Annotated in this window: 23 protein-coding genes and 2 pseudogenes; 18 read left to right on the forward strand and 7 right to left on the reverse strand. The window is 71.2% G+C overall.

The features are described from left to right. Window positions 1–2: 2 nt before the first annotated feature. The 7 genes and pseudogenes from I6J71_RS46000 (at window position 3) to I6J71_RS46030 (ending at window position 6,651) form a co-directional block, all read left to right on the forward strand. Window positions 3–1,562 carry a hypothetical protein gene (locus I6J71_RS46000; RefSeq protein WP_204092593.1) on the forward strand — a complete coding sequence of 520 codons (1,560 nt, stop codon included), beginning with the start codon at window positions 3–5 and terminating at the stop codon, window positions 1,560–1,562. Next, complete coding sequence (locus I6J71_RS46005) at window positions 1,559–2,317, forward strand: ESX secretion-associated protein EspG (RefSeq protein WP_204092594.1); 759 nt, start codon at window positions 1,559–1,561, stop codon at window positions 2,315–2,317. Before I6J71_RS46000 ends, I6J71_RS46005 begins: the two co-directional genes overlap by 4 nt. A 145-nt stretch (window positions 2,318–2,462) precedes the next feature. Then, window positions 2,463–2,774: a hypothetical protein gene (locus I6J71_RS46010; RefSeq protein ID WP_204092595.1), complete on the forward strand. Its 312-nt coding sequence runs from the start codon at window positions 2,463–2,465 to the stop codon at window positions 2,772–2,774. A 50-nt stretch (window positions 2,775–2,824) separates the two neighbouring features. After that, window positions 2,825–3,079 (forward strand): annotated as a pseudogene (locus I6J71_RS51580) (WXG100 family type VII secretion target); the annotation flags it as partial. 1,740 nt (window positions 3,080–4,819) lie between these two features. Then, a pseudogene (locus I6J71_RS46020) lies at window positions 4,820–5,035 on the forward strand (transglycosylase SLT domain-containing protein); the annotation flags it as partial. Window positions 5,036–5,177: 142 nt separating this feature from the next. Next, the gene (locus I6J71_RS46025; RefSeq protein WP_204092596.1) at window positions 5,178–6,344 is read left to right on the forward strand and encodes an aminotransferase class I/II-fold pyridoxal phosphate-dependent enzyme; all 1,167 of its coding nucleotides are present in this window, start codon (window positions 5,178–5,180) and stop codon (window positions 6,342–6,344) included. A 121-nt stretch (window positions 6,345–6,465) separates the two neighbouring features. Next, window positions 6,466–6,651: a hypothetical protein gene (locus tag I6J71_RS46030; RefSeq protein ID WP_204092597.1), complete on the forward strand. Its 186-nt coding sequence runs from the start codon at window positions 6,466–6,468 to the stop codon at window positions 6,649–6,651. On the opposite strand, the gene I6J71_RS46035 is transcribed toward I6J71_RS46030, so the two are convergent. The 3 genes from I6J71_RS46035 to I6J71_RS46045 form a co-directional block, all read right to left on the reverse strand. Beyond that, window positions 6,648–7,469, reverse strand: a complete 822-nt coding sequence (locus I6J71_RS46035; protein WP_204092598.1) for an SAM-dependent methyltransferase — start codon at window positions 7,467–7,469, stop codon at window positions 6,648–6,650. The two genes, I6J71_RS46030 and I6J71_RS46035, sit on opposite strands and share 4 nt — an antisense overlap. A gap of 84 nt (window positions 7,470–7,553) precedes the next feature. Then, entirely contained in the window at window positions 7,554–8,135 is a 582-nt protein-coding gene (locus I6J71_RS46040; RefSeq protein WP_204092599.1) for an HAD-IA family hydrolase, read from the reverse strand. Next, on the reverse strand, window positions 8,132–9,094 hold the full coding sequence (locus tag I6J71_RS46045; protein ID WP_370542262.1) for a low specificity L-threonine aldolase: 963 nt from the start codon (window positions 9,092–9,094) through the stop codon (window positions 8,132–8,134). The genes I6J71_RS46040 and I6J71_RS46045 overlap by 4 nt, the downstream gene beginning before the upstream one ends. 193 nt (window positions 9,095–9,287) lie before the next feature. On the opposite strand from I6J71_RS46045, the gene I6J71_RS46050 reads away from it, so the two are divergent. The 3 genes from I6J71_RS46050 to I6J71_RS46060 are packed head-to-tail and all read left to right on the forward strand — an operon-like array spanning window position 9,288 to window position 11,128. Then, complete coding sequence (locus tag I6J71_RS46050; RefSeq protein ID WP_204092601.1) at window positions 9,288–9,797, forward strand: SigE family RNA polymerase sigma factor; 510 nt, start codon at window positions 9,288–9,290, stop codon at window positions 9,795–9,797. Beyond that, window positions 9,790–10,482, forward strand: coding sequence for a hypothetical protein (locus tag I6J71_RS46055; protein ID WP_204092602.1), 693 nt, complete (start codon window positions 9,790–9,792; stop codon window positions 10,480–10,482). The genes I6J71_RS46050 and I6J71_RS46055 overlap by 8 nt, the downstream gene beginning before the upstream one ends. 37 nt (window positions 10,483–10,519) lie before the next feature. Further along, complete coding sequence (locus I6J71_RS46060; protein WP_204092603.1) at window positions 10,520–11,128, forward strand: TetR/AcrR family transcriptional regulator; 609 nt, start codon at window positions 10,520–10,522, stop codon at window positions 11,126–11,128. A gap of 735 nt (window positions 11,129–11,863) precedes the next feature. Here the strand turns inward: I6J71_RS46060 and I6J71_RS46065 are convergent. Continuing rightward, on the reverse strand, window positions 11,864–12,568 hold the full coding sequence (locus I6J71_RS46065) for a FadR/GntR family transcriptional regulator (RefSeq protein ID WP_204092604.1): 705 nt from the start codon (window positions 12,566–12,568) through the stop codon (window positions 11,864–11,866). Between the two features lie 164 nt (window positions 12,569–12,732). Between I6J71_RS46065 and I6J71_RS46070 the strand changes: the two genes are divergently transcribed. From I6J71_RS46070 to I6J71_RS46085, 4 genes are read left to right on the forward strand one after another with little or no spacing between them, the layout of a single operon-like run. Next, entirely contained in the window at window positions 12,733–14,040 is a 1,308-nt protein-coding gene (locus I6J71_RS46070) for an ABC transporter substrate-binding protein (RefSeq protein ID WP_204092605.1), read from the forward strand. Window position 14,041: 1 nt separating this feature from the next. Continuing rightward, window positions 14,042–14,956, forward strand: a complete 915-nt coding sequence (locus I6J71_RS46075) for a carbohydrate ABC transporter permease (RefSeq protein ID WP_204092606.1) — start codon at window positions 14,042–14,044, stop codon at window positions 14,954–14,956. A 2-nt stretch (window positions 14,957–14,958) separates the two neighbouring features. Beyond that, window positions 14,959–15,855 carry a carbohydrate ABC transporter permease gene (locus I6J71_RS46080; protein ID WP_204092607.1) on the forward strand — a complete coding sequence of 299 codons (897 nt, stop codon included), beginning with the start codon at window positions 14,959–14,961 and terminating at the stop codon, window positions 15,853–15,855. Then, on the forward strand, window positions 15,852–17,906 hold the full coding sequence (locus I6J71_RS46085; RefSeq protein ID WP_204092608.1) for an alpha-galactosidase: 2,055 nt from the start codon (window positions 15,852–15,854) through the stop codon (window positions 17,904–17,906). The genes I6J71_RS46080 and I6J71_RS46085 overlap by 4 nt, the downstream gene beginning before the upstream one ends. Before the next feature lie 73 nt (window positions 17,907–17,979). On the opposite strand, the gene I6J71_RS46090 is transcribed toward I6J71_RS46085, so the two are convergent. The 3 genes from I6J71_RS46090 to I6J71_RS46100 are packed head-to-tail and all read right to left on the reverse strand — an operon-like array spanning window position 17,980 to window position 20,539. Then, window positions 17,980–18,987, reverse strand: a complete 1,008-nt coding sequence (locus I6J71_RS46090; RefSeq protein WP_204092609.1) for a lactonase family protein — start codon at window positions 18,985–18,987, stop codon at window positions 17,980–17,982. Beyond that, window positions 18,984–19,598, reverse strand: coding sequence for a bifunctional 4-hydroxy-2-oxoglutarate aldolase/2-dehydro-3-deoxy-phosphogluconate aldolase (locus I6J71_RS46095; protein ID WP_204092610.1), 615 nt, complete (start codon window positions 19,596–19,598; stop codon window positions 18,984–18,986). Before I6J71_RS46095 ends, I6J71_RS46090 begins: the two co-directional genes overlap by 4 nt. Continuing rightward, window positions 19,595–20,539, reverse strand: coding sequence for a sugar kinase (locus I6J71_RS46100; RefSeq protein WP_204092611.1), 945 nt, complete (start codon window positions 20,537–20,539; stop codon window positions 19,595–19,597). The genes I6J71_RS46095 and I6J71_RS46100 overlap by 4 nt, the downstream gene beginning before the upstream one ends. A 198-nt stretch (window positions 20,540–20,737) precedes the next feature. Between I6J71_RS46100 and I6J71_RS46105 the strand changes: the two genes are divergently transcribed. Genes I6J71_RS46105 through I6J71_RS46120 form a run of 4 tightly spaced genes read left to right on the forward strand, consistent with a single transcriptional unit; the run spans window position 20,738 to window position 25,583 of the window. Then, a complete protein-coding gene (locus I6J71_RS46105) occupies window positions 20,738–22,792 on the forward strand; it encodes a glycoside hydrolase family 27 protein (RefSeq protein ID WP_204092612.1) in 2,055 nt (684 codons plus the stop codon). Between the two features lie 15 nt (window positions 22,793–22,807). Further along, entirely contained in the window at window positions 22,808–23,521 is a 714-nt protein-coding gene (locus I6J71_RS46110) for an SDR family NAD(P)-dependent oxidoreductase (RefSeq protein WP_204092613.1), read from the forward strand. A 14-nt stretch (window positions 23,522–23,535) separates the two neighbouring features. Continuing rightward, complete coding sequence (gene dgoD, locus I6J71_RS46115) at window positions 23,536–24,684, forward strand: galactonate dehydratase (protein WP_204092614.1); 1,149 nt, start codon at window positions 23,536–23,538, stop codon at window positions 24,682–24,684. Then, entirely contained in the window at window positions 24,678–25,583 is a 906-nt protein-coding gene (locus I6J71_RS46120) for a DUF4380 domain-containing protein (RefSeq protein ID WP_204092615.1), read from the forward strand. The genes dgoD and I6J71_RS46120 overlap by 7 nt, the downstream gene beginning before the upstream one ends. Window positions 25,584–25,636 lie beyond the last annotated feature (53 nt).

The raw sequence follows: 25,636 nt of genomic DNA on the forward strand, positions 1-25,636 counted from the left end.
GCGTGGAGATCTCCGACCTCGCGGGCAGGATCCGCGACCACCGCTTCGACGGCTGGACCGACACCGCCATCGCCGACGAGATCCGGAAGTTCGACGACGGCGACGGCATCGGCAGCATCGGCACGGCCGTCGACGCGCTCAAGGCCGTCGCGACCGCGCTCGCCGAGACCGACCAGACGCTGCGGACGCAGCTGACCAAGCTCGGCGTCGAATGGCAGAGCCAGGCCGGTGGCGCGGCCGGGCAGGTCTTCACCGAGCAGGCCGGCTTCTCGCAGGACGCCACGCGGAAGGTCGCGCACGCGGCGGAACTGTTGTTCACCCAAGGCGAAGCCTTCAACCGCACCAAGTTCAAGCTGCCCGATCCCGACACGCTCCTGAAGGGCGCGGGCGGCTACACGCTCGGCGACAACCTGCTCAGCCTGATCGGCTTCGAGACCGACCACGCCGAGGCCGTCGACGCGGCGCAGAACTCGCGCAGCCAGGCGCTCGAGGCGCTGAACGCGTACGCGCAGCAAAGCGGGGAAAACCTGCTGCAGTCCGAGCCGCTGAACCAGCCGCAGTCGCTGTCGATGACACAGCCGGACGACCGGCAGAGCGCGCTGGGCCTGGCTGGGTCGGCGGTGGACTTGACGCCGGACGGCCGCGTGCGCCCGGCCTCGGCGTCGGTGCGGTCGCGCCACGTGGAACCGCCGGTGGTGCAGCCGGTGGCGCAGCACGTCGATCCGCCGACGCCCGCGTACGGCATTCAAGCACCGGCGCGGCCGGGCGGGTCCGCCGGTCCGGGTGGGTACACGGCGCCGGCCGCGGCTGGGCGGCCCGCGGTTGCGCCGCCTCCGCCGGTGCCGGGGCGGCCACCGATGGCGCCGGGGACACCGATGCCGCCGGCCGGGTGGGAGCTGTCGCCCGGGCGGGGTGGTCAGGCGCCGCAGCCCGGATTCGGTTCGCCGGGTGTGCCCGGTGGCCCGACGTGGGGTGGCTCGGGCGGCGGGCCCGGTGGTTCCGGTGCTTCCGGTCGTGGGTTCGTGCCCGGTGCTCCTGGTGGCGCAGCTCCGGGAGGTTCGTCGACAGGCATCGACGGGGTCCTCGGCCGCGCACCGGCCGGGGGGACCGGTGGTGGCGACCCGGCGCTGGGCCGCGGCCGGCTGGTCGGCAGCGGGCCGGCCTCGCCCGCCGTGCCCGAGGGCAGCCCAGGTTCGCCTGCCGCGCCGAAGCCGGGAGTGTCACCGGGTGAGCTCGGCGCGGGAGCCGCGGCGCTGGGCGCGGGGGCCGGCGCCAGCGCGCTGGCCGGCGACCGCGAACGGCAGGGCCGCGGATTCGGCGGCCCCGCGAAGGGACCGGTGAGCCCGCTGCCGGTGGAGCTGCCCGAAGAAGAGGCGACCGCGCTGCGCAAGGCCGAGCAGATCACGCCGAAGCAGCCTTCGGGCGATCCGAAGTTCCTGGGCCCCGCGGCGACGCAGAGCGAAGACGACGGCGAGCGCGTCCGCCGCTTCGGCGTCGACGACAAGGACCTGTTCACCGACCGCCGCCTGGTCTCCGACGACGTGATCGGCGACGACGCGTGAACCTGGTGCTCTCGACGCTCGAGTTCGACGTGCTGTGGGAGTCGCTCGAGCTGGGCCGTCGCCCGCCCGCGCTCGGTGTGCCGTCGCCCGGCACCACCCACTCCGCCCGGGCCGCACTGGTCGACGAGGCGTGGGAGGCACTCGGCCGCCGTCGCCTCGCGCGCGGGCGCCGTCCGTCGGGCGAGCTGTTCGACCGGCTGCACCTGCTGGCGAGCCCGCAGCTGGCCGTCGACGTGTGGGTGTGGGCCGACCGCGAGATCCACGGCCGCGCCGTGAGCCGCGGCAGCCAGGCCGTGCTGGGCGTCGTCGACCGCGACGAGGTCTGGCTCATCCCCGCCGACGAAGGTTCCCTGGCCGAAGCCGCCGTCCCCGTCGCCGGTGACCTCGCCTCTGGCGTCGGCCAGAGCGTCTCGGTGCCCCACACCGCACTCGTCGCCGCCGACACCGAAGCCGGCGGCGACGCGAAAGCACTGGTCACCGCGTTGGAAGACCGCGGTCTGGCGTTGTGGGAAGCGCAGGAGCTCGCGGGCATGCTGCTCGGCCAGGAAGCTCGTGGCCAGTTCACCGCCGAGCGCACCCTCCGCGACGGCACGATCCGCCGCTCGCCCCACCCCACTGCCTTCTTCGACACCGACGCCGGCCGCTACCTCTTCCACCTCACCCCGGACTCCGACGGAGCCATCTGGGCCACGATCACCCCGGCCGACAACGCGGTGCTGATCGAGCGGGTACGCGAATTGCAAGCCGCTTTGTGAACCCTTTCCGGCACGCCGGGGTGGATTCCGCGAAGATCCGTACCGGCGGTGCGCGGGAGGTCTTAAAGTGGGCCGGGAACCGACCTGGTCACCGTCACGTCTGATCGGGCGGACACCAGTTTTTTCGCGAAGGGGGAGCCGGACCGTGCCTGTCTACGACGTCGACTCGATGGCGATCGCGGCGCGTCAGGTGGAGAAGCTGAAGGACGAGTACCAGAAGTCCAAGGCGAAACTCACCGGGATGGACCACGAGAAGGAAAGCCCGTTCGGCGGGATGCCCGGGTCCGCCGACGCGCACAGCGCGGTCGGCGAGTTCAAGAACGGTGTGCACAGCCAGTTCGACGCCGCCGGGGAACACATGGACGCGCTCTCGGCCGCCATGCGCAAGGCCGCCGGCCTCATGGCCGAAATGGACGAGGTCGCGAAGAGCGACATCACCGTCCACCGGGACGAATAAGACACAACGGCACCATTCGCGGGCCGAGGGAAAACAGGGGGAGTTACGCAGTGGCTTTGGATGCGACCGGTGCCGGGACCCCGGACAACTGGAAGGCGTTCACCGACAAGGTCGACCAGGTCGCCAAGCTGAACGTCGAAGCGATCAACAAGGCCGCCGACCAGTTCCGCGGCGCCGCCACCGACGCGGGTGACCACTCGCAGGCGCTGGACAACACGACGAAGGCGCTCGACAGCAGCGTCTGGTCCGGCCAGGCGGCGGACAACTTCTTCGACTACGTGCGTTCGGTCCGCACCGCGGGCGCCAAGGTCGAAGCGCACCTCACCGATGTCGCGAACGACTTGTCGACGCTGGCGAAGAACCTCGGGGACATCAAGTCCAAGGTCACCAACGACAAGCTCAAGGGCGCCGAAGACGCGGTCAACAAGCGCAACCAGCAGGCGCAGAAGGACATGGACGCCGCCACGGCCGCGGCCAAGACTGCCGCGGATCAGAAGAAGCCCGCTCCCAGCCCCAGCGCCGATCAGATCAAGGCCACGGCGAAGCAGGACATCAACAACCTGACCACGCAGTACGACGGCGAGGTCCAGGCCCTGCTGACCCAGGCCAACGGCATGATCTCCCAGTCGCAGACCCTCATGAAGACCCAGATCGAGGGGGGCTACGACAAGGTCCCGCTCCCGGGCAAGGGCGGCACCCACCCCCAGAGCAGCGGCGGCATCCACACCCACGGCGGCGGTGGCGGTGGCGGCGCCGGAGGTGGCGGCGGCCTCGGCCCCAGCGGCGGCCCGCCCTCGTCACCCCCGCCGGGGAACGTGCAGCAGTGGATCGAAGAGGCCATCAAGATCCTGCAGGCCAACGGCGTCAACGTCACCGACGCCGACATCAAGAACATCTGGGCGATCATCCAGCACGAATCGGGCGGCAATCCCAACGCGATCAACAACTGGGATTGCGTGCCGCTCGACACGGCGATCCTCACGAAGCGCGGCTTGCTCAAGCACCGCGATGTCGAGGTCGGTGACGAGACCATCGGCTACAACCCGCAGACGGGGCGCAGTGAGTGGACCCGGGTGACACGCGTGGTGCACCACGAAAACGCGCCTTTGGTGACGCTCGCCAACTCGCGGTGGCAGGCGACCACCACACCGAACCACCGCTGGCTGAACTTCCCTCGGATCCCGGTCGCCCAAGGCGGTCCGGTGACCTGCCCCGAGTGTGGTTACGAGCCGCGGACGACGGCTGCTCCGGCGAACGGCGTGGCCGTCCACCGGACCAAGGTGCACGGTGTCCGCGCGCAGGCGCAGCAGAACACGTACGCCACCGAGGCGACGTTCATGACGAGCGACGAGGTGGGCAGCCGCGACCGGATCCTGCTGGCCGCGCCGGCCGACACCGAATCGACGCTCGACGTGACCGTGCGCGAAGCGGGGATCCTCGGCTGGATCGCCGGCGACGGCCACGTCGAGCACCGACGGCACCGGCCGACGGTCTCGATCGCCCAGTCGGAGCCGGCCATGGTGGCGAAGCTGCGGGCGCTGCTCGACGGCGTGCCGCACGCGGTGTACGTCGACGACCGCGGCGGCTGCGGTCCCCGGCACCAGTTCCGTCTCGGCCCCGACTACGCGCAGGACCTCTTGCGGCGCGCGGGCCACCCGAAGTCCGAAGCGGTGCACCAGGTTCTCGCCATGTCGACCGAGCAGCGCGAAGCCTGGCTCGAAGCGGTGACCGACGCCGAAGGCACGCGGCACCTCCGGTCCGGCTACACCAAACCGAAGGTCACGATCTACCAGGCGCCGGGTGAGGTGCTCGAGGCAATCACGCTGGCCGTGTACCTCTCCGGTGCGCGCCCCCGCGTTTCCGTGGTCGACCGGACCGGTGAGCACGAGTCGTGGCGGCAGGAGGCGGCCGTCCGGGCGAACAACCCCGTCATCACCGGAGCGTTCCTGCATCGCGAACACGCGGGCCGCGGTGACGTCTGGTGCGTGACGACGGAGCTCGGCACCTGGACCGCCCGCGAGGGCGACCACGTGTTCCTCACGGGCAACTCGAACGCGGCCGCCGGGCACCCGTCCAAGGGCCTCATGCAGTGCATCGACTCCACGTTCCAGGCGCACAAGCTCCCCGGCCACGACAACATCTACAACCCGGTCGACAACATCATCGCCGGGGTGCGGTACTCGATCGACCGGTACGGGTCGATCGGGAACGTGCCGGGCATCCAGGCCATGGCGCACGGCGGGGCGTACCGCGGGTACTGACGGCGGCGTCCCGGCCGGGCCGGAGCATGACTGAGCCAACGAAAAGCAGGCGGACCCCCGGCACTACGTAACCGTTGCCACGCAAGCCGGACAGCCGTGACTGCGGTCGGATTGGTCACGAACGGCACAGTAGCCTGGCCGCATGGTCGACATCGGTGCTTTCGGTGGGCCCGCGCTGCGGGCCGGTGTGCCTCCGTTCCACGTGATGGACGTGCTGTCCGCGGCGGGGGCGCGGCAGCGCAGTCACGGGGACCTCGTGTCGCTGGCGGCGGGGCAGCCGTCCGCGCAGGCGCCGGAGGCCGTGCGGCGCAAAGCGCAGAAGGCGTTGCACCAGCACACCCTCGGGTACACCGAGCAGCTGGGCATCCCGGAGCTGCGCGAAGCCGTCGCCGGGCACTACCGCAAGACGTACGACGTGGACGTGACCGCGCAGGACGTCGTGCTGACCACGGGGTCCTCGGGCGGGTTCCTGCTGAGCTTCCTGAGCGCGTTCGATCCCGGCGCGCGGGTGGCGATGGCGCGGCCCGGCTACCCGGCGTACCGGAACCTGCTCAAGGTGCTCGGCTGCGAGGTCGTCGAATTCGCGACGACCGCCGAGACCAACTTCCAGCCGACCGTCGACCTGCTCGACGCCCTCGGGCCGCTCGACGGGCTGATCGTGGCGAGCCCCAGCAATCCCACCGGCACGGTGCTGCCGCCGGGGGAGCTTGCAGCCATCTCCGGCTGGTGCGCGAGCCACGGGGTGCAGCTGGTCAGCGACGAGATCTACCACGGCATCTCCTACGAAAAGCAGCTCGACTGCGCCTGGCAGTACGGCCAGGAAGCCCTCGTCCTCGGGTCCTTCTCGAAGTACTTCGCCATGACCGGCTGGCGGCTCGGCTGGATGCTGGTGCCGCAGCGCCTGCACCGGGCCGTGGACGTGCTCACCGGCAACTTCACGATCTGCCCGCCCGCGCTCGCACAGTACGCGGCTGTCGCGGCGTTCACGCCGGAGTCCTACGCGGAGGCGGACGCGCACGTCGAGCACTACCGGAAGAACCGCGACCGGCTCTTCGCCGGACTCGAACGGATCGGCCTCGACAAGCTCGCCCCCGCCGAGGGCGCGTTCTACGCGTACGCCGACGTCTCCGAGTTCACCACCGACAGCCTCAGCTGGTGCCAGCGCCTGCTCGCCGACACCGGCGTCGCGATCGCGCCGGGCGTGGACTTCGATCCGGTGGACGGCGGGAAGTTCGTTCGGTTCTCGTTCGCGGGCGCCGCCGAGGACATCGACGAAGCCGTTCGCCGCCTGGGGGAATGGCTGCGGTGAACCGGTCAGGGGGAACCCGGAGATCCCCCTGAACGTTGGCCTGGACGAGAGAGTTTTCACGCCGCGGGTGACAGGCTTGGGGGACCGGGCCGAGGTGGTGCGGGAACGTCATGGAGGAACCATGTTCTGGAAGATCGTCGGAGGGCTCATCGTCGCCTGGATCGCGTTCATGGTCCTCGGCGCGGTGATCGGCTTCGTGTTCAAGGCCGTGCTGTGGATCGCGATCATCGGTGGCGTGGCGTTCCTGGCCACCGCGGGCTACCGGGCGATCAGCGGCAAGAAGGACCCCAGGCGCATCAACCGCTAGGGGATGCGCGCCACCCCGGCGAGCGACGTGGAGTGCACGGCCGTCAGCGGGGCGAGGCGTGGGCCGTCCGGCCACCACAAGTGGGGGTGGGTCAGGCCGGGAGGCAGCAGCTCGAGTCCGGTGAACAGCGACGCGATCTCGGCACGCGTGCGGTAGCGCGTGTCGAGGCCGGTGCCCGCGAACCGGGTCTCCAGTGAGGTCGCCAGTTCGGCGGCCTCACTGCCGTCTGCGGGGTTGTGGTGGTGCAGCAGCACGAGGTAGGAGCCGGGCACCAGTGCGCCGACGTACGACTTCACTGCCGCCTGCGCCTCGGCCAGGTCGGGGACGTGGTGCAGGACGGCGCACAGGATGAGGCCCACCGGGCGGTCGAAGTCCAGGTGGGCCACCACGTCCGGGTGTGCCAGCGTGCGGTCGGGGGCGAGCAGGTCGGCGCCGGCCACGTGCGTGTAGTCGTTCTCCGCCAGCACGGCTCGGCCGTGGGCTTGCACCACCGGGTCGTTGTCCACGTACACCACGTGCGCCTCGCGATTCACGCGCTGCGCGACCTGGTGCGTGTTCTCGACGGCCGGGAACCCCGAGCCGAGGTCTAGGAACTGGTCGATGCCCAGCCGGGCCGTCAGCAGTCGTACCGCCCGGACGAGCCAGTGGCGCACTTCCTGCGCCATCTTCTGCGCGTGGGGCGACAGCTCGAGGATCTGGCGCAGCACGGCGCGATCAGCGGCGTAGTGGTCTCGTCCGCCCAGCAGGGCGTCGAACACCCGGGCGTAACTCGGGCGGTCGAAGTCGACCGGCTCGAGGTGTTCTTCCACAGGCGGCACCTACCGGGGAAGACGATCAGGACGCGCTCAGCTTAGGGGATCGTCCGCACCCCGCGTAGGCGGCCGTGCCACGAGAGTGAGGGCTCAGCCGAGGGCCGCGCGGGCGGCTGCGGCTCCGTTCCACCGCCAGGCCCGGATCCCGACGGCGCGCGCTCCCTCCACATTGGACTCACGGTCGTCGAAGAACAGGCACTCCTCGGGCCGTGCCCCGAGCTTTGCCAGCAGGAGCCGGAAGATCTCCTCGTCCGGCTTCGCGCACTTCACGTCGCCGGAGAAGAGCGTGAGGCGGAAGAGCTTCGCCCACTCCTGCTCGCGCACCCAGCGGCCGAAGGACGCCGGTGCGTTGGACAGCAGTGCCAGCGCTGCCCCGGCTTCCGCCAGGCCTTCGAGCAGTTCGAGCGAAGACGGCGCGAGGTTGGACCACCCGGCGACGTCGATGGCCGTGAGCTCCTCGGACATCGCGCCGGTCACGTGCGCGCCCACGCGGTCGCCGATCGACGTCCAGTACGCCAGATCGCTCGACCCGCGGTCGTACGCGTCGCGCACGCCCCAGTACACGGGCTCGAACTCTTCGGACGCGACGCCCATCGTGGCCGCGAGCTTCGGCAGCGCGGTGGTGCGCGTGCAGAGCACCTCGCCGTAGTCGAACACGGTCCAGTGGGTCACCGGGTACCGGCCTTGATGCGGTGCAGGGCCTCGTCGACAGCGGTCGGCGCGAGGTCGCGGTGCAGCACGAACCGCACCTTGCCGGCCATCGGCAGCGCCTGGATGCCGAGTGAGCCCAGCCAGTCGAGCGCCGTGCGCAGGTCCGGGACTTCGGCCAGCACGATGTTGGTGTCGGGCGTGTCGACGCCCCAGCCGTGCCCGGCGAGCCCGGCGGCGAGGCGGCGCGCGTGCTCGTGCGTTTCGGCCAGCTCGTCGACGTTCTCCAGCGCGACCAGGCACGCCGCGGCGAGGACGCCGCCCTGGCGCACGCCGCCGCCGAGCATCTGGCGCATGCGCCGCGCCCGTTCCACGAACTCGGCGCTGCCCGTGACGACCGAGCCGACCGGCGCGCCGAGGCCCTTGCTGAAACACGCCGACACGCTGTCGACACCCACCGTCAGCGCGGCCGGCGGCACACCGAGCGCGACGGACGCGTGCCAGATGCGGGCGCCGTCGAGGTGGACCTTGAGCCCGGCTTCCTTCGCGACGGCCACGAGCTGGGCGTGCTCGTCGGGCGGGGTGACGGCGCCACCGGCCGCGTTGTGCGTGTTCTCCAGGCACAGCAGCGTGGTGCGCAGCGTGAAATACGGGCCGGGCGTGCCGATGGCGGCTCGGAGCAGTTCGGGCGTGCAGCGGCCCGGGCCGGCGTCGTGCTCCAGGATGTCGGGCATCCCGCCGGCGAGCCACGCGGCGGAGCCGAGCTCGTTGGTGAGCACGTGGGCACCGCGCGTCGCGAGGAACCGGTCGCCGCGCTCGAGGTGCACGGACAGGGCGATCAGGTTCGCCATGGTCCCGCTCGGGGTCCACAGCGCGGCGGGCATGCCGAGCAGCTCGGCGACGCGCTCCTCGAGCTTCGCGATGGTGGGGTCGGTGCCGATCACGTTGTCGTCGACTTCGGCCTCGGCCATGGCGGCGCGCATGCGCTGATCCGGGCGGGTGACGGTGTCGGAGCGAAAATCGAGGAGGGTGGAGGTCACGCGGCGATCACATCACACCGCCACCCGCGCGATCAACGGCGCCGGGGGTGGAGGGAATCACCGGTCTCGTGCAACCGTGGACGCCCCCGGTTCCGTCATCCAGGGCGGACAGTAGAAGAGCGGAGCAGCAGACCGCGTGGACCAGCGCGACGAACAGGAGTTCGCGGAGTACTTCTCCGCGAAGCGTGACGCCGTGCGCCGGACCGCGTACCTGCTCTGTGGCGATTGGCACAAGGCTGACGACCTCGCCCAGACGGCGTTCGTCGCCCTGCACCGGAGGTGGAAGAAGATCAGGGACCGCGCGGCGACCGACGCGTACGTGCGCAAGACGCTCGTACGTGCCGTCATCGACGAGTCGCGGCGGCCGTGGCGGCGGGAGTGGCAGACCGAGGTGCTGCCCGAGCCGGCGTCGGACGACCCGGGGCTCGCCGAGCGCATCGCCACGCGGGAAGACCTGCTCGCCGCGCTGAAGGAGGTGCCGCCAAAGCAGCGCGCGGTGCTCGTGCTGCGTTTCTTCGAAGGTTTGGACGTGACGGCGGCGGCGAAGGTGCTGGGCTGCAGCGAGGGCAACGTGAAGAGCCAGACCGCGCGCGGGCTGGCGAACCTGCGACAGGTACTGGACCGGGAGGTGGAGACGAATGGATGAGCGCGACCTCGAGTCGATGTTCTCCGGCGCTCCCGGTGACGTGCCGCCCCCGACGTTCGACGTCGACGACGTCGTGCGCGAATCCAAGCGCCGGACACTGCGGCGGCGCAACCGCATCGCTGCTGGTGGGGCCGCGGTCGCGCTGGCCGCGGTGGGCTTCGGGACGTTCGGCCTCGTGGCCGGGAAGCCCGATTCGGGTGCGGTGATGAATTCGGCCGCCGGGCCCGTGCAACCCAGCGCGTCGGCTCTGCGTCCTTTGGGTACTGGGGAGGGGAATGACTTCCCGGCTCCGCCGTCTCGGCAGGGAGACAGCGAAGACGGGAGGACCGGCCCTCGGGTCGAAGGCGCCTCCGGGTGCACGGTGGACTGGGAGCTCGCCACAGCCCTCGCTGGCGAGCTCCCAGGCCACTTCTCCGCCGCCAACGCCTCTCCGGGCAGCGCCTGTACGACGGGCGCGCTGGGCGCCGGGTTCCCGGTTCCCGACGGGATGATCTCGGCCGCCGTCTTCCCGCGCGGCGCTTCGGTCACGGTGCCCGCCCAGCCGGCGGGTGCGGTCACGGCGCGTGCCGCCACCGGTACGGGTGGGACCCTTGTGCTGGTGAGCGTTCCGGGTACTTCCGGGCAACCCGCTCCGTACGCAGGTGACTTGGGGCGGTTCCTGGCGTCACTGGCCCCCCGGTTCTGACGGGCCCCCGACGCCGCGGCTGGCAGAATGACCGGCCATGACGGCAGCAGCCACCACCCCCAAGGGCGAGCGCCGGCGAGCGACGCTCGTCGAAGCCGCAGCGGAGCTGCTCGCCGAAGGCGGGTTCGACGCCGTGCGCCACCGCGCCGTCGCCGAACGGGCCGGCCTGCCACTCGCGTCGACGACGTACTACTTCGATTCGCTCGAAGACCTGGTGACCGCCGCGGTCGAACACCACTCGCAGGTGGAGCTCGCCAACGGGCGCCAGCAGCTGGAGGAACTGGCCACCCGCAACCGCGGCGTGCAGGCCACGGTGGAGCTCGTGCTGGACCTCCTGCTCGGCCCGCCCAGCGGCGACCCGGAGGCCGACGCCGAAGCCGTGCTGCTGCGCTACGAACGCCTGGTGGCCACCGGGCGGCGGCCGTACCTGCGCCCGTTGATGCGGACGTTGTCCGACCAGCTCAACGAGCTGCTCCTGGCGATCTTCGCCCGCTCCGGCACCCCCGTGACCCCGGCGGAGCTCGAAAAGCTGGTCGCCCTGGTCGACGGGGCGGTCGTGAACGCGCTCATCGCCATCGACCCGGCCCCCCGCGCCGCCGCGGCGCGGATGCTGCAGGCGGCGCTGGCGGAACCCCGCTCGGAGTGAGCCATGCGGCGACGGCGGTGTACGCGCACTGTCAGACCCGACGCACAGCTGAGCTTCGACGAGGCGCGAATCCGCTGGCCGTCCGGCGCGGACACCCTCCGCCCGGCGCGGACACCCTATGCCCGGCGTGGCCGCGGCCCGTCTGGCGTGGATGCGGCCCGTCTAGCGTGGATGCGGCCCGTCTGGCGTGGATGCGGCCCGTCTGGCGTGGATGCGGCCCGTCTGGCGTGGCCGCCGCCGGTCCGGTGTGGCCGCCGCCCGTCCGCCTCGGATATAGCTCGTCTGGCGTGGATGCAGCCCGTCCGGCTCGGATACAGCGCGCCCCACGGACGCCCCGTCTGGCGTGGATGCAGCCCGCCCGGCTCGGATACAGCGCGCCCCACGGACGCCCCGTCTGGCGTGGATGCAGCCCGCCCGGCTCGGGCACAGCCCCCGGCACGGAAACACCCCCGCCCTCCCCGAGGGGGGCGTCCCCACGTCCATTCTATCGGCCGACCCCGACAAACCTCGGTGACTGCGACCAAAAGCCGGCGTTCCTGTGGATAGCCGCGGAGGCTGTGGACAACCGCGGTTCGTGGCAACGAAATCGTGCTTGGTGTGGTACGAGTCGTCGCGATCGGTCGCGAATCCGTTGTCCCCGTCGAGGGACCGCGGCAGCCGGGGTGCCGACCGGCAGTGCCAGAGAACTCCGACCGGTTCGGCTGATCCGGTCGCTCGCAGCCGGCGCGCCGATGCTCAGTGCCGCGACTTCTTCGCCCGGTCCAAGTCGTCGCGGGACTTCGTCACGAGGGCGAACATGGCGCTCTCCGCGGCCGCCGGGTCGCGGGCGGTGATGGCGTCCAGGACCTTGCGGTGGCTGGGGACCGGGTTGTCGGACGGGCCCGAGCCGTGGACGAGTTTGTCGCGTTCGGCGAGGCCGATGGCGATGACGCGTTCGACCTGGAGGAGGAAGTTGTTGTGCGTGGCGGCCATCAGGGCGCGGTGGAAGGTCAGGTCGGCGCGGACGCTGGCCTCCGGGTCGTCGCCGGCGGTGGTCATCTCCTCCAGCGCGGTGCGCAGGGCGGCCAGGTCTTCGTCCCCGGCGCGTTCGGCGGCGATGCGCGCGGCGGCGGGTTCCACGACGGCGCGGACTTCCGTCAGCTCGTCGAGCAGGCCCGGGTTGTCGCTGGCCGCGGTCTGCCAGCGCATGACGTCGGCGTCGAGCACGTTCCACTGGTCGCGGGGCTGCACGAAGGTCCCGCGCTTCTGCCGCGCGTCGATCATGCCCTTGGCGGCCAGCACTTTCAGCGCCTCGCGCAGCGCGGTGAGGCTGATGTCCAGCTCTTCGCGCAGCGCGGGCAAGTCCAGCACTGTGCCCTCGCCCCATTCGTCCGAAAGGATCCGGGCGGCGAGCGTTTCCACGGTCTGGCCGTGCAGACCGCGGGGCCGGTGTTCGGTCAATGTGGATCCCCTCAGTCGGTACTGCGTAGTCATCCTACCTCGGACCCGATTACGTCATAAATTATGAATACATCTTGACAGCTGCCACCACGGTTGCAAGTCTGTGCCAGCAGTCACTCCCCCGAAGGGGAGCGACGCTCCATTCAGACAAAGGGGTCACCGCGATGACGACTGCAGAAGGCCTGTCCCGCCGTCATTTCTTGCGCAACGCCGGCCTCGTCGGCCTGGGCGCGCTCGGTTCGAGCAGCTTCCTCGCCGCGTGCGCCACCTCGGCCTCCAACGGCCCGGTGAAACAGGCCGCCGGTGCGGTCACCGTCCAGTCCAACCTCTCGTCGCCGCAGGCGAAGGTCGCCATCGAGGCGCTCGCCAAGGCGTTCAGCGACAAGGGCGGGGCGAAGGCGACGGTCAACACGGTCGCGTCGGAGACGTTCCGCACGCAGCTGCCGAGCTACCTGACCTCGGCGAACCCACCCGACAGCTTCACCTGGTACCCGGGTTCGCTGCTGTCCGGCTACGCCCAGAAGGGCCTGCTGCTCGACGTCGGCGACGTGTGGCAGACGATGGGCAACTACTCCCAGGCCATGCGCACGCTCTCGGGCGACGGCGCCGGCCACCAGGTGTTCGTGCCCACGAGCTACTACTGGTGGGGCTTCTTCTATCGCAAGTCCAACTTCGCCAAGTGGGGCGTGAAGCCGCCGACGAACTGGAGCGAGTTCCTCGCGCTGTGCGAAACGCTGAAGGGCAAGGGCATTTCGCCGATCGGCATGGGCGCGGGCGGCAACACGCAGTGGACCGCCTCGGCGTGGTTCGACTACCTCAACATCCGCATCAACGGCGCCCAGTTCCACCGCCAGCTGCTCGCCGGCAAGCAGCGCTTCGACGACCCGAAGGTCAAGAAGATCTTCGACCCGTGGCGCCAGGCGCTGCCCTACACCGACCCGAACGGCACGGCCATCGCGTTCCAGGACGCCACCACCGTGCTGTTGCAGGGCAAGACCGGCATGGTGCTCACCGGCACCTTCTTCGCCGACGCAGCCCCGAAGGACGCCCTCGGCGACCTCGACTTCTTCCAGTTCCCCATCCTCGACCCGAGCGTGCCGGTCGCGGAGGAGGGGCCGACCGACGGCTTCTTCGCCAGCTCCCGCTCGCCCCACGTGGCCGAGGTCAAGGAGTGGTTCAAGTACGTGGCCACGGCCGAGGCGCAGGAGCTCTACATCAAGAACTCCTCCGGCACGGTGCTGCCCGCGAACCCGTCGGCCAAGGACGCCGGCACGCCGCTGGTCCAAAAGGGACGGAAGCTGCTCAACGACGCCAAGGAGCTCACGCAGTTCTTCAACCGCGACTCCTCCGACGCGCTGCAGCCCACGGCCGACGCCGCGCTGATCCGCTTCATCCAGAAGCCCAACGAGCTCGACTCGATCCTGAGCGACTGGCAGACGGCCGCGCAGAAGGTCTGGCAGGGGCAGTCCTGACATGGCAGTGCTCGCAGCCCCGGCTGCCCCGGTGAAGCGCCGACGGCGCGCGGTCCGCCGCGTGCCGCCGGTGCTGCTCCTGTTCGTGCTCGTCCCGGTCGCCGTCGAGGGCTTCTGGGTGTTCTGGCCCGCGTTGCAGGGGTTCTACCTGTCGCTGACCAAGTGGGACGGCGTGTCCGCGCCGGAGTTCGTGGGGCTCGGCAACTACGCCGAGATGTTCACCGACGACATCTTCGGCACGGCCGCGCTCGACACCGTGATCTGGCTCGTGCTGTTCGGTGGCCTCTCGGCGGTGGGCGGGCTCGGCCTGGCCATGCTGCTGAACCGCGACCGCAAGGGTGTCGGGTTCTACCGGGCCGCGCTGTTCACGCCCGTGGTGTTCTCGCTGGTCGCGACCGCCCTGATCTGGCAGGTGATCTACCAGCCCGACGGTGTGTTCAACAAGATCCTCGGCGGCCTCGGCCTGAGCAGCTGGGAACACCCCTGGCTCGCCGACCCCAAGACGGCGCTGTACGCGGTGCTGGTGCCGGCGCTGTGGCGCCAGCTCGGCTACGTGATGGTGCTGTACCTGGCCGGACTGAAGGGCATCGACCCGGCGCTGTACGAGGCGGCCCGGCTCGACGGGGCCACGGCGTGGCAGCAGTTCCGGCACGTGACGTGGCCGCAGCTGCGCAGCGTCAACTCGGTGGTCCTGTCGGTGATCATCATCGATTCGCTGCGGTCGTTCGACGTGGTGTGGTCGATGACGAAGGGCGGGCCCTACCACTCATCTGAGCTGCTGAGCACCTACATGTACTCCACCGCGTTCCAGTCACTTCGGCTCGGGTACGCGTCCGCGCTGGCCGTGGTGATCTTCGTCCTCGCGTTCGGCGTGATCGTGACCTACCTCGTGCGGGCGTTCCGGGAGGACCAGTGAGCGTGACCACGACCCGCCCGGCGCCCGCGCCCGGCGAGCAGGTGCCGGCGCAGCGGGTGCCGGCGAAGCGCAACCACAAGAGCCAGCGCCGCACGTTCGGCTTCCACTTCGTGGCGGCCGGCCTGTCGATCCTGTGGCTGCTGCCCATCGTGCTCGTGATCACCACGAGCGTGCGGTCCTTTTCGGACATCGCGGGCAACGGGCTGGGCTCGCTGCCGCACTCGTTCGACCTCGGCTCGTTCGGTGAGGCCTGGGGCGTCGGCGGCGGTGGCCACGCGATGCTCAACAGCCTCATCGTCACGATCCCGACCGTGCTGCTGTCGCTGCTGCTCGCGTCGGCCGCGGCCTTCGCGCTGAGCCGGTTCCAGATCCCGTTCCGGCGCACGATCATCCTCGTGATGCTCTCAGGCAACCTGCTGCCGCCGCAGATCCTGCTCGTACCGGTGTCGAAGCTGTCGGAGCTGCTCGGCATCTACGACACACTCACCGCGCTCATCATCGTGCAGGTGGGCTTCGGCCTGGGCTTCTACACGTTCGTGCTGCAGGGGTTCATGCGGTCCATCCCGGACGAGATCCAGCAGGCGGCGCTCATCGACGGCGCCGGTGCGATCGCCATCTTCTGGCGGATCATCCTGCCGATGACCCGTCCGGCGCTGGCGGCGCTCGGCGCGCTGGCGTTCACCTGGACGTTCAACGACCTGCTGTGGTCGATCACCGTGCTGCGCACCGAGTCCGTGATGCCGGTGACGCCGGCGCTGCTCGGGCTGCAGGGCCAGTACGTGTCCAACTGGAACGTGATCGCGGCGGGCTCGGTGATCGCCGCCGTGCCGACCGTGGCCGTGTTCCTGCGGTTCCAGAAGCACTTCATCTCCGGACTCGCGATCGGGGCGATCAAGTGACCAACCGGTGGACGCTCGAACTCGAGTCCACTTCGTACACCGTCGCGCTGGAGCCGCAACGGCGGTGGCTGGAGCTCGTCGCGTGGGGCCCGCGCGGTGTCGAGCACGGGCCCTCGCCGCTGGCCAATCGGGGCTCCGTGCACTTCATCACCGACGCGGACGCGGCGCCGGTCGAGTACGCGCCGCGCGGGCTTCGGCCGTTCTCGGCCGCGGATCTGGGCGTGGCCGGGGAATCCTGGTGGCGGTTCGCCGCCGACGAGTCCACGGACACCCAGCTGCGGCTGGCCTTCGTCGACGAGCTGACAGGGCTTCGCGCGGTCCAGTGCTACCGCGCCGAACCGGGCACGGACGTGCTGTGCCGCTGGGTCGAGCTCACCAACACCGGCACCGCGGCGATCAGCATCGACCGCCTCGGCTCGGCGGGTGTGTGCGTGCCGACCGGCGAACGGGGCGCACGGCTGACCTACCTGACCGGCCAGTGGTCGCAGGAGTTCACGCGCCGCTCGACCGTGCTCGAAGCCGGTTCGTTCCGCATGGAGAGCCGCTTCGGCGTGCCGGGCCACCAGTACGTGCCGTGGCTCACCGTGCAGGATGCGGCGGAGACCGACGGCCCCGCGTACGGCGTTTCGCTGGCGTGGTCGGGTTCGTGGGAGCTCGACGCGGAGATCGAGCCCAGCGGCCTCACCCGCGTGCGCGCCGGGCGGCTGGCCAACCCGGGCCCGGTGGTCCTCGAGCCGGGTGCGTCGCTGACCACCCCCGAGTTGGCGCTCGCGTCCAGTGTGGACGGTCTCGGCGGGCTGGCCGGTGTGTGGCACGCGTACTCCCGCAAGCTCGCGGGGCCGCGCCTGCGGAACCGGCGGCCGGTGCTCTACAACTCGTGGGAGGCCACGGGTTTCGAGGTCCTCGGCTCGCGCCAGCTCGACCTCGCCCGGCAGGCCGCGGACCTGGGCGTGGAGCTGTTCGTGGTCGACGACGGCTGGTTCGTCGGCCGGGACGACGACACCGGTGGCCTCGGCGACTGGACGCCCGAGCAGTCGTCGTTCGAAGGCGGTTTCGGCGCGTTCGTCGAGTCCGTGCGTGCGCTGGGTCTCGACTTCGGCCTGTGGGTCGAGCCCGAGGCGATCAGCCCGAAGTCCAAGCTCTACGCCGAACACCCCGACTGGGTCTACCGCATCGACGGCCGGCCGGCGACGCTGATCCGCAACCAGCTGCTGCTCGACCTCGGCAAGACCGAGGTGTTCGAGTACGTGCGCGGGTTCCTCGACGAACTGCTCACCGCGTACCCGATCAGCTACCTCAAGTGGGACATGAACCGCCCGCCGACCGAACGTGGCCGCCCGGGTGAGCCGACGGCGGATCTCGACGCCGAGCACGTCGCGAACTACCACCGGCTGCTCGACCACCTGCGCGACACCTACCCCGGCCTGATCGTCGAGTCGTGCGCGGGCGGCGGGGGCCGCACGGACCTGGCGACGGTGTCGCGCAGCGACGTCGTGTGGCCCAGCGACAACACCGCTGCGCTCGACCGCCTGCGCATCCAGGACGGTTTCCTGCTGATGCACGCTCCGCACCTGATGAGCTCGTGGGTCACCGACGCCCCCGGCGTGTTCGACCCGCGCCCGCGCTCGCTGCGGTTCCGGTTCGTGCTCGCCATGGCGGGAGTGCTCGGCATCGGCGCGGACCTGAGCCGGTGGAGCGCCGAGCAGCGCAAGGAAGCCGCGGAGCTGATCGCGCGGTACAAATCGCTGCGCATCACCATCCACACGGGACGGTGCCGGGTCCTTTCCGGACCCACTGAGCCCACCGCGGCGACGCAGTACACACTGGGCGAGCAGACCGTCGTGCTCGCGTGGAGCACCGGCGAGCTCGTCGGCACACCGCTCGTACCCGGCCGCTCCTCGCGGATCCGGCTGCACGGGCTCGACGCGGCCGCCACCTACCGCGACGAAGACGGCCAGGAGTACTCCGGCGCCCACCTCACGCACGTCGGCCTGCCGGTCGAGTGGACCGCCGAGCGCGACGCGGACGTGTTCGTCCTGACCCGGGTCTGAACACAGCAGAACGCCCTGCCGGCTTGACCGAAGCCGGCAGGGCGTTTTCGTGGTGCAGGAAGCTCGAGAAGACTCAGAGGTCGAGCGGCAGCACGTAGCTCGGCGACCCCGTCGGGTACTTCACGACCTCGGCTTCGCCCAGCCGGTCGAGGGGGAAGGCTGTGATCGCGTCGTCGGACTGCGCGGCGACGTAGCAGATCCCGTCGGCGATGGCGAAGTGCCGCGGGTGCTTGCCGCTGGGCTGGTCGGCCGTGGCCGCGAGCGGCGAGCCCGCGAACGCGGTGACGACGTCGGCGCCGCGGTTGGACAGGTACGCACCCGAGCCGTGCACTTCGAGGTGCGCCACGATGTTCTCGCCCTCGAACGGCGCGTGCGTGGCCGGCGTGGCCGCGATGACCTCGAACGCCCCGGGCGCCGTTTCCCGCACCGTCAGCAGCTCGCTGGAGAGCTCACACGCCACGTACGCCCGATCAGTCCCCGCGATGCGCACGAGCTGGCGAGGGCCGCTGCCCGGCGGTAGTGCCGACACGGCCAGCGGCGACAGCTTCCCGTCGGCCGAGAGCGTGTAGCTGCGGATCTCGTCGGTGCCGAGATCCACGGCGCTGACCACGGACCCGTCGGCGTTCGGCACCGCCATGTGGACGTGCGCGGACTCCTGGCGGTCTTCGTTCGGGCCGGTGCCGCTGTGCTGCACGAGGTCCGTGCGGCCCGTGATGCGCCCCTCGGCCGAGAGCCCGAACACCGCGAGGCTGCCGCCGGTGTAGTTGGCGCACAGGAGGAACCGGCCGTCGGGTGTCACGGCGAGGTGGCACGGGTGCGCGCCGCCGCTGGGCACCTCCTCGTCGAGCGCGGCCGGTTCACCGTCCACAAGAGACACCGAGGAGACGGCGCCCTCGTCGTGCTCGTTCGTGGTGTACAACACCGGCAACGTGGGGTGCTTGACCAGCCAGGACGGCGACTTGAGGGCGAGGGTCGACTCCCACGTCAGCGCGCCGGCCGAGTCGCGGCGGAACGTGGCCAGGCCGGTCCCCTTCCCGCCCATCTCGGCGGTGTAGCAGCCGACCAGCACGACGTCCGTCATGAGCCCTCCCTCACCAGCGCGGCCACGCGGGCCCGGATGTCGTCGGCCGTTCCGCGCGTCAGCGCCGAACCTATGCCGCACGCGACCGCGCCCGCCGCGAGCCACTCTGGCACGTCCTCGGGGGCGATTCCACCCGTCGGCACGAGCGGCGCCTGCGGCAGCGCGGCCCGCACGTCCTTGACCCAGCGCGGCCCGAGCGCCGTGGCGGGGAAGACCTTCACCGCGTCGGCGCCTTCTTCCAGCGCCTTCACGATTTCCGTGACGGAACCCGCGCCGGGGAACGCGGCCGCGCCGTAGCGGTGCGCGGTGCGGATCACGGCGGCCTCGACGTTCGGCGACACGAGGAACTTCGCGCCCGCGCGGATCGCGAGCACGGCCGAGGCCTCGTCGAGCACCGTGCCGGCGCCGATCACCGCCTCGGGGAAGGCGGCCGTGAGCTCTTCGATCGCGGCCGTGGCCCCGGGGTTGGTGAACGGGATCTCCACCGAGCGCAGGCCCGCGTCCAGCGCCGCGCGTGCCGCGACGACGGCCGACGCCGCGTCCGGCGTCCGCACGATGCCCACCACCCCCTGCCGAAGGGCCGCGTGCGTGATCTCCCACCGGTAGCTCATCGATGCACCTCCTCGCCGCCCGAGAGGGCGGCGCTCGTGCGGGCCAGTTCGGCCCGGTTCGGCAGTCCTTCGAGATCCGTGCGCGTGCCGACGACCAAGGCCGCCGACACCGCTCCGGCCAGCAGCGCCTCGGCGGGCGCACCGCCGCGCAGCCAGGCCGACAGGTAGCCGGACGTGAGCGCGTCACCCGCGCCCACGGGGTCCACGACGTGGGTGACCAGGGTGTCCTGGGTCCACTCGTACTCGGCCGTCACCGCTCGCGCCACCTTGTCGCGCTGCTTCACCACCACTGTGCCGACCCCCGCGTGCACGAGGTCGCGCGCCGAAGCGTCGAGCAGGTCCAGCTCGTCCTCACCGGCGAACACCAGGTCTGCCCGGTGCAGCAGCGGGCCCACGGTCTCCCGCCACTGCGCCGGCGAAGCCAGCTTGAGCCGCACGTTGGGGTCGAACGCGATCGTCGCACCCTCGGTGCGCGCCAGGTCGAACAGCGCCAGCACGGCTTCGCGTGCGGACAGCGACAGCATCGCCGTGATTCCCGAGACGAGCACGAGCCGCGCGCCGGCGAGCCCTGCTTCGCGGACGTAGGCCGGGCTGATTGCAGACGCCGCCGAGCCCGTGCGGTGGTACTGCACGTCGATGCCCCGGCCCGGGGTGTCGTCACGCATCAGCAGGCCGGTGAACCCGGCCGGGTCGACCTCGACGCCCGAGACGTCCACCCCTTCCGCCCGGAGCGCGCTGAGCACCGCGGCGCCGGACGCGTCGTCGCCGACGCGGCTGAGCCAGCGCACGCGGTGGCCGAGGCGCGCGAGGCCGACCGACACGTTGGCTTCGGCCCCGGCCACGGATGCGGTGAAGTGGTGGGCGCGCCGAAGGGCGACGCCGGGTTCGGCGAGCAGCAAGCGCATCGCCTCGCCCAGGGTGAGGACTTCGGTGTCGTTCATCGCGGGAAGCATACCGCGTCAAATCTTAATTTAGGATTTATTCTTGACGCGGCCTTCGCGGCCCCGGCATGCTGCTCGCGGGCCGGAGACGATCACGGCCCCCTTCGGCGCTGTTTCGACGACGAAAGGTGTCGCCACATGCTCCCGCGCTCCCCGCACAGATCCCGCAGAGCACTTTCAGCCGCTGCGGCCGCCGTCATGGTGGCCGGCGCGGTCGGGCTCGCGGTCCCGGCCGAGGCGGCCCCGGCTTCGGGCCTGGACTTCCAGCCGCAGACCACCGCGGCCGACCAGGGTGCTCCCGACTACTACGACTCCGGCCTGGCGCAGACGCCGTACATGGGCTGGAACAACTACTTCGGCATGCCGACCGTGACCGAGGCCGGCGTGAAGGGCGTCGCCGACTACCTCGTGTCGAGCGGCCTGGCCAAGGCCGGCTACAAGTACGTGTGGATCGACGGCGGCTGGAACGCCAAGGTCCCGCGCGACGCGCAGGGCAACCTCGTGCCCGACCCCGAGCGGTTCCCGTCCGGGATGGACGCGCTGGTCACCTACATCCACGACCGCGGCCTGCTCGCCGGCATCTACACCGACGCCGGCCCGTCCGACGGCAAGAACTGCGCCGCGGGCAGCCAGGGCTACTACGAGCAGGACACGAAGCGCTTCGCCAGCTGGAAGTTCGACGCCGTCAAGGTCGACTTCCTGTGCGGCATCGCGAACAACCTCGACCCCAAGACGGCGTACACCGAGTTCAGCGCGGCCCTGCAGAAGGCGGGCCGCAAGATGATCCTGAACATCTGCAACCCGGTGACCGACGACTGGGGCGTGCCGCACACGCCGAGCCAGACCGCCGGCGTCTCTTACACCTTCGGCCCGCTCGTGGCCGATTCCTGGCGCACCAACACCGACGTGGCCTTCGGCACCCCGTACGAGGGGATCTACAAGGACATGCTGCGCAACGCGGACGTCAACGCCGCGCACCCCGAGGCCAACGGCCCCGGGCACTGGAACGACCCCGACTTCCTGATCCCGATGCGCAAGACCGAGCAGGGCACCCTCGAGATGAACGAGGAGGAGTCGACCACCCAGTTCGTGCTGTGGGCGGAAATGGCTTCGCCGCTCGTCATCGGCTCGGACCCGCGCACGCTGCCGCAGTCGATGATCGACACGCTCAAGAACCCCGAGATCATCGCCGTCGACCAGGACAAGCTCGGGATCCAGGGTGTCCGCGTGGCCACCACCGGTTCCACGGACACCTACAGCAAGCGCCTGGCGCAGGACGGTGACCGCGCCGTCGTGCTGCTGAACCGCGGTGACGCGGCGACGCCGATGACGCTGAACTTCGCCGACGCCGGCCTCACCGGCAAGGTTTCGATCCGCGACCTGCGCGCTCGCGCCGACCGCGGCACGGCGACCGGTTCCTACACCGTCACGGTTCCCGCGCACGGCACGGCGATGCTGCGCCTGCACGGCACGGACCTGGTACCCGGCACCAGCGTCGCGAACGGCGCGACGGCCAGCCCGGCCGTCGTGCGCACGGGCGGCAAGACGGTCACGTTCACGCGCGGTCCGCTCGGCGTGCTGCAGGTGCAGGGCCTCGATGGTGGCCCCGTCATCGGCGGTCCGTTCCTGGGCCAGCCGGCCGCGAACGCCGGGGCGGACGGCCGCGTCGACGTCTACGTCCGTGGTCTGGACAACGCCGTGTGGCAGCGCACCTACGACGGCAAGCACTGGGGTGGCTGGCGCCGGCTCGGCGGGAACCTCACGGACTCGCCGTCGGTGACCGCGGACGGCACGCTCTACACCCGGGGCGCCGACGGAAAGGTCTGGATCCGCACCACCGACGGCCGCTGGTCCTCGCTCGGTTCGCCGAACGACACGCAGATCTACGGCCGCCCCGGCGCCGCGACCTCGACGGCCGGCACCACGGTCGCCGTCCGCACCCCGGACGACGGCGTGTGGGTGCGCACCCAGGGCACTGACGGCACCTGGTCGGACTGGACGGCGATCGGCGGCACGATCTCGAGCAGCCCGACGCTCGTCGCCCAAGGCGACAAGGTTTCGGTGTTCGCGCTGGCCAGCGACTACACGCTGTGGCAGAACGACCGCACCGGCACCGCGTTCTCCGGCTGGTTCAAGCAGCCGAAGTACCCGTCCGGCAGCGTGGTCGGCACCCTCGGCGGGGCGGCTGACGCGAATGGCGTCTGGCTCGGGGTGCGTGGTCCGGACGACCATGTCCGCGTAGACAAGCTCTGACAGGAGGAATCAGCGATGTCCACACCAGACAACCCGACGGCCGTGGTGACCGGTGCCGCGTCCGGCATCGGCGCCGCGACGGCCCGGCGGCTGCGGGCCGACGGCTACCGCGTCGTGGGTGTGGACGTCGCTCCCCTCCCCGACGACCTCGTCGGCGTGCGCGGCGACGTGACGGCCGACGAGACCTGGCGCCAGGTCATCGAGGCAGCCGGCGAGGTCGGGGAGATCACCGCACTGGTCAGCAACGCGTACGTGCCGACCACCGGACCGCTCCACGAAATGGCGCGGGAGCAGTGGCAGCACCAGGTCGACGTGAACCTCACCGGTTCCTACCTCGCGGTGAAGGCGTGCCTGCCGTCGCTGCGGGCGCGCCGCGGGGCCGTCGTCCTGGTGTCCTCGGTGCACGCGCGGTTCGGGTTGCCGGGCCACCCGGCGTATGCGGCGAGCAAGGGCGCGCTGGTTTCGCTGGCGCGCCAGCTCGCCGTGGAGTACGCGCCCGAGGTGCGCGTGAACTCCGTGCTGCCCGGGCCCGTCCGCACGCAGGCGTGGGACCGGATCAGCGAAGAGGACATCGAACGCAGTGCGCGGGCGACGCCCGCCGGACGCCTCGGCGACCCGGCCGAGGTGGCCGCCGTGATCGCGTTCCTGCTCTCGCCCGGGGCCTCGTTCGTCACGGGCGCCGACCTGACCGTCGACGGCGGCTGGTCGGCCGCCAAGGATTCCGCTTAGGAAATGGGGGCCAGGTGAAGATCACCGGTATCGAGACGTTCCTCGTCGCGCCACGCTGGCTGTTCCTCAAGGTCAGCACCGACGAGGGCATCTCCGGCTGGGGCGAGCCCGTGGTCGAGGGCCGCGCCGAAACGGTGCGCGCGGCCGTGCACGAGATGGCCGAGCTCGTCGTCGGCCAGGACCCGCTGCGCATCGAGGACCACTGGCAGACGTTGCGCCGCGGCGGGTTCTACCGCGGCGGGCCCGTGCTCTCGAGCGCGCTGGCCGGATTCGACCACGCGCTCTGGGACATCGCCGGCAAGGTGCGCGGGGTGCCCGTGCACGAGCTGCTCGGCGGGCCGGTCCGCGACCGCGTCCGCGTGTACTCGTGGGTCGGTGGCGACCGGCCCTCGGGCATCTTCGACGCGGTGTCAGCGCAAGTCGAAGCGGGCTTCACGGCGGTGAAGATGAACGTGGCGGGCCCGCTGGCGCCCATCGCGTCACCCGCTGAAGCCACCGCTGCGCTCGCCCGTGCGCGGGAGGCTCGCGAAGCGCTCGGCCCGGACCGCGACCTCGCCATCGATTTCCACGGCCGCGTCTCGCCCGCGATGGCGCGCCGGCTGGTGAAGATGCTCGAAGAGGTCCAGCCGATGTTCGTCGAGGAACCGGTGCTGCCGGAGACCCAGGGCGGGGCGCTCGCGTCCATCGTCTCGGCGTCGACGGTGCCCGTCGCTCTCGGCGAACGGCTCTACTCGCGCTGGGAGTTCAAACCCGTGCTCGACGCGGGCGTCGCGGTGGTGCAGCCCGACCCCTCGCACGCCGGCGGCATCTCGGAGCTGCGGCGCATCGCGGCGCTGGCCGAGGTCTACGGTGCGAGCCTCGCGCCGCACTGCCCGCTGGGCCCGATCTCGCTCGCGGCCTCGATGCAGGTCGCGTTCGCGACGCCGAACTTCCTCATCCAGGAACAGAGCCTCGGCATGCACTACCACCAGGGCACCGAGGCCCTGAGCTACCTGGCGGACTCGGCGCTGTTCCGGTTCACCGGGGGGTATGCCGCGCGCCCGACCGGCCCCGGCCTGGGCGTCGAGATCGACGAAGCCGCCGTGCGCCGCGCCGACGAGGTCGGGCACCAGTGGCGGTCGCCCGTGTGGCGCCTCGACGACGGGAGCCTCGCCGAATGGTGACCGACGTGCACTGGCTCGACAACGGCGTCCTGCGGCTGGGCATCGTCCCGGCGCTGGGCGGGCGGCTGCTGTCGCTGGTGCACGGTGGGGTCGAGGCCGGCGTCGAGCTCCTCTGGCGCAACCCCGCCGTGCTCGGGGACGACCTGCGGCCGCTCGACGGGCGCGACCCGGTGCCGAACTCCGGGCGCATGGGCGACTGGGTGAACTACGGCGGGGACAAGACCTGGCCCGCGCCACAGGGCTGGGACGGGCCCGAGCAGTGGGCGGGGCCGCCGGACCCCGTGCTCGACTCGGGCCCGTTCTCCGTCTCCGGGCTCTCCGGCAGCGCGATCACCCTGACCAGCGCCGTCGACCCGCGCACGGGCCTGCGGCTCACGCGCGAGTTCGCGCTCGGCTCCGGTGCTTCGTACACGCTGCGCCTCACGGCGGAGAACTGCGCCGAGCGGCGGGTGCGCTGGGCGCTGTGGAACGTCACGCAGCTGCCCGGCGGCGGCGCGGTCACGGCCGGGCTCGCCGGTGTGCGCACGCCCGCCGTGGTGGAGCTCGTGGCGGGCACGGGCAATCCGAAGTACACAGTGGACGGTGAGACGGTCGTGGTGCCGCCGCAGGACGTCGTCGGCAAGCTCGGCGTGCCGGACGCGGCGGGCTGGGTGTCGTACGGGGTCTCCGGGGTGACGCTGACGTTGTCGTTCGACGTCGACGCGGACGCCGAGTACCCCGACGCCGGGTCGCCGCTGGAGATCTGGCTGGAGCACCCGCTGCCCGAGCCGATCGCTTCCCTGGGGGACCTCGACCCACCCGCTCGCATCGTCGAGCTGGAGGTGCTGGGACCGTTGACCACGCTCGCTCCGGGTGAGAAGGCGTCGCTGACCGTGACCGGAACCGTTTCCGAGAGGTAATTCCCTCGCCTTCCGCGCCTGTCGTGTGCCACGCTCTTCGCCGGCTCGGTGCA

This window comes from Amycolatopsis sp. FDAARGOS 1241 (genome assembly GCF_016889705.1).
Taxonomy (GTDB): domain Bacteria; phylum Actinomycetota; class Actinomycetes; order Mycobacteriales; family Pseudonocardiaceae; genus Amycolatopsis.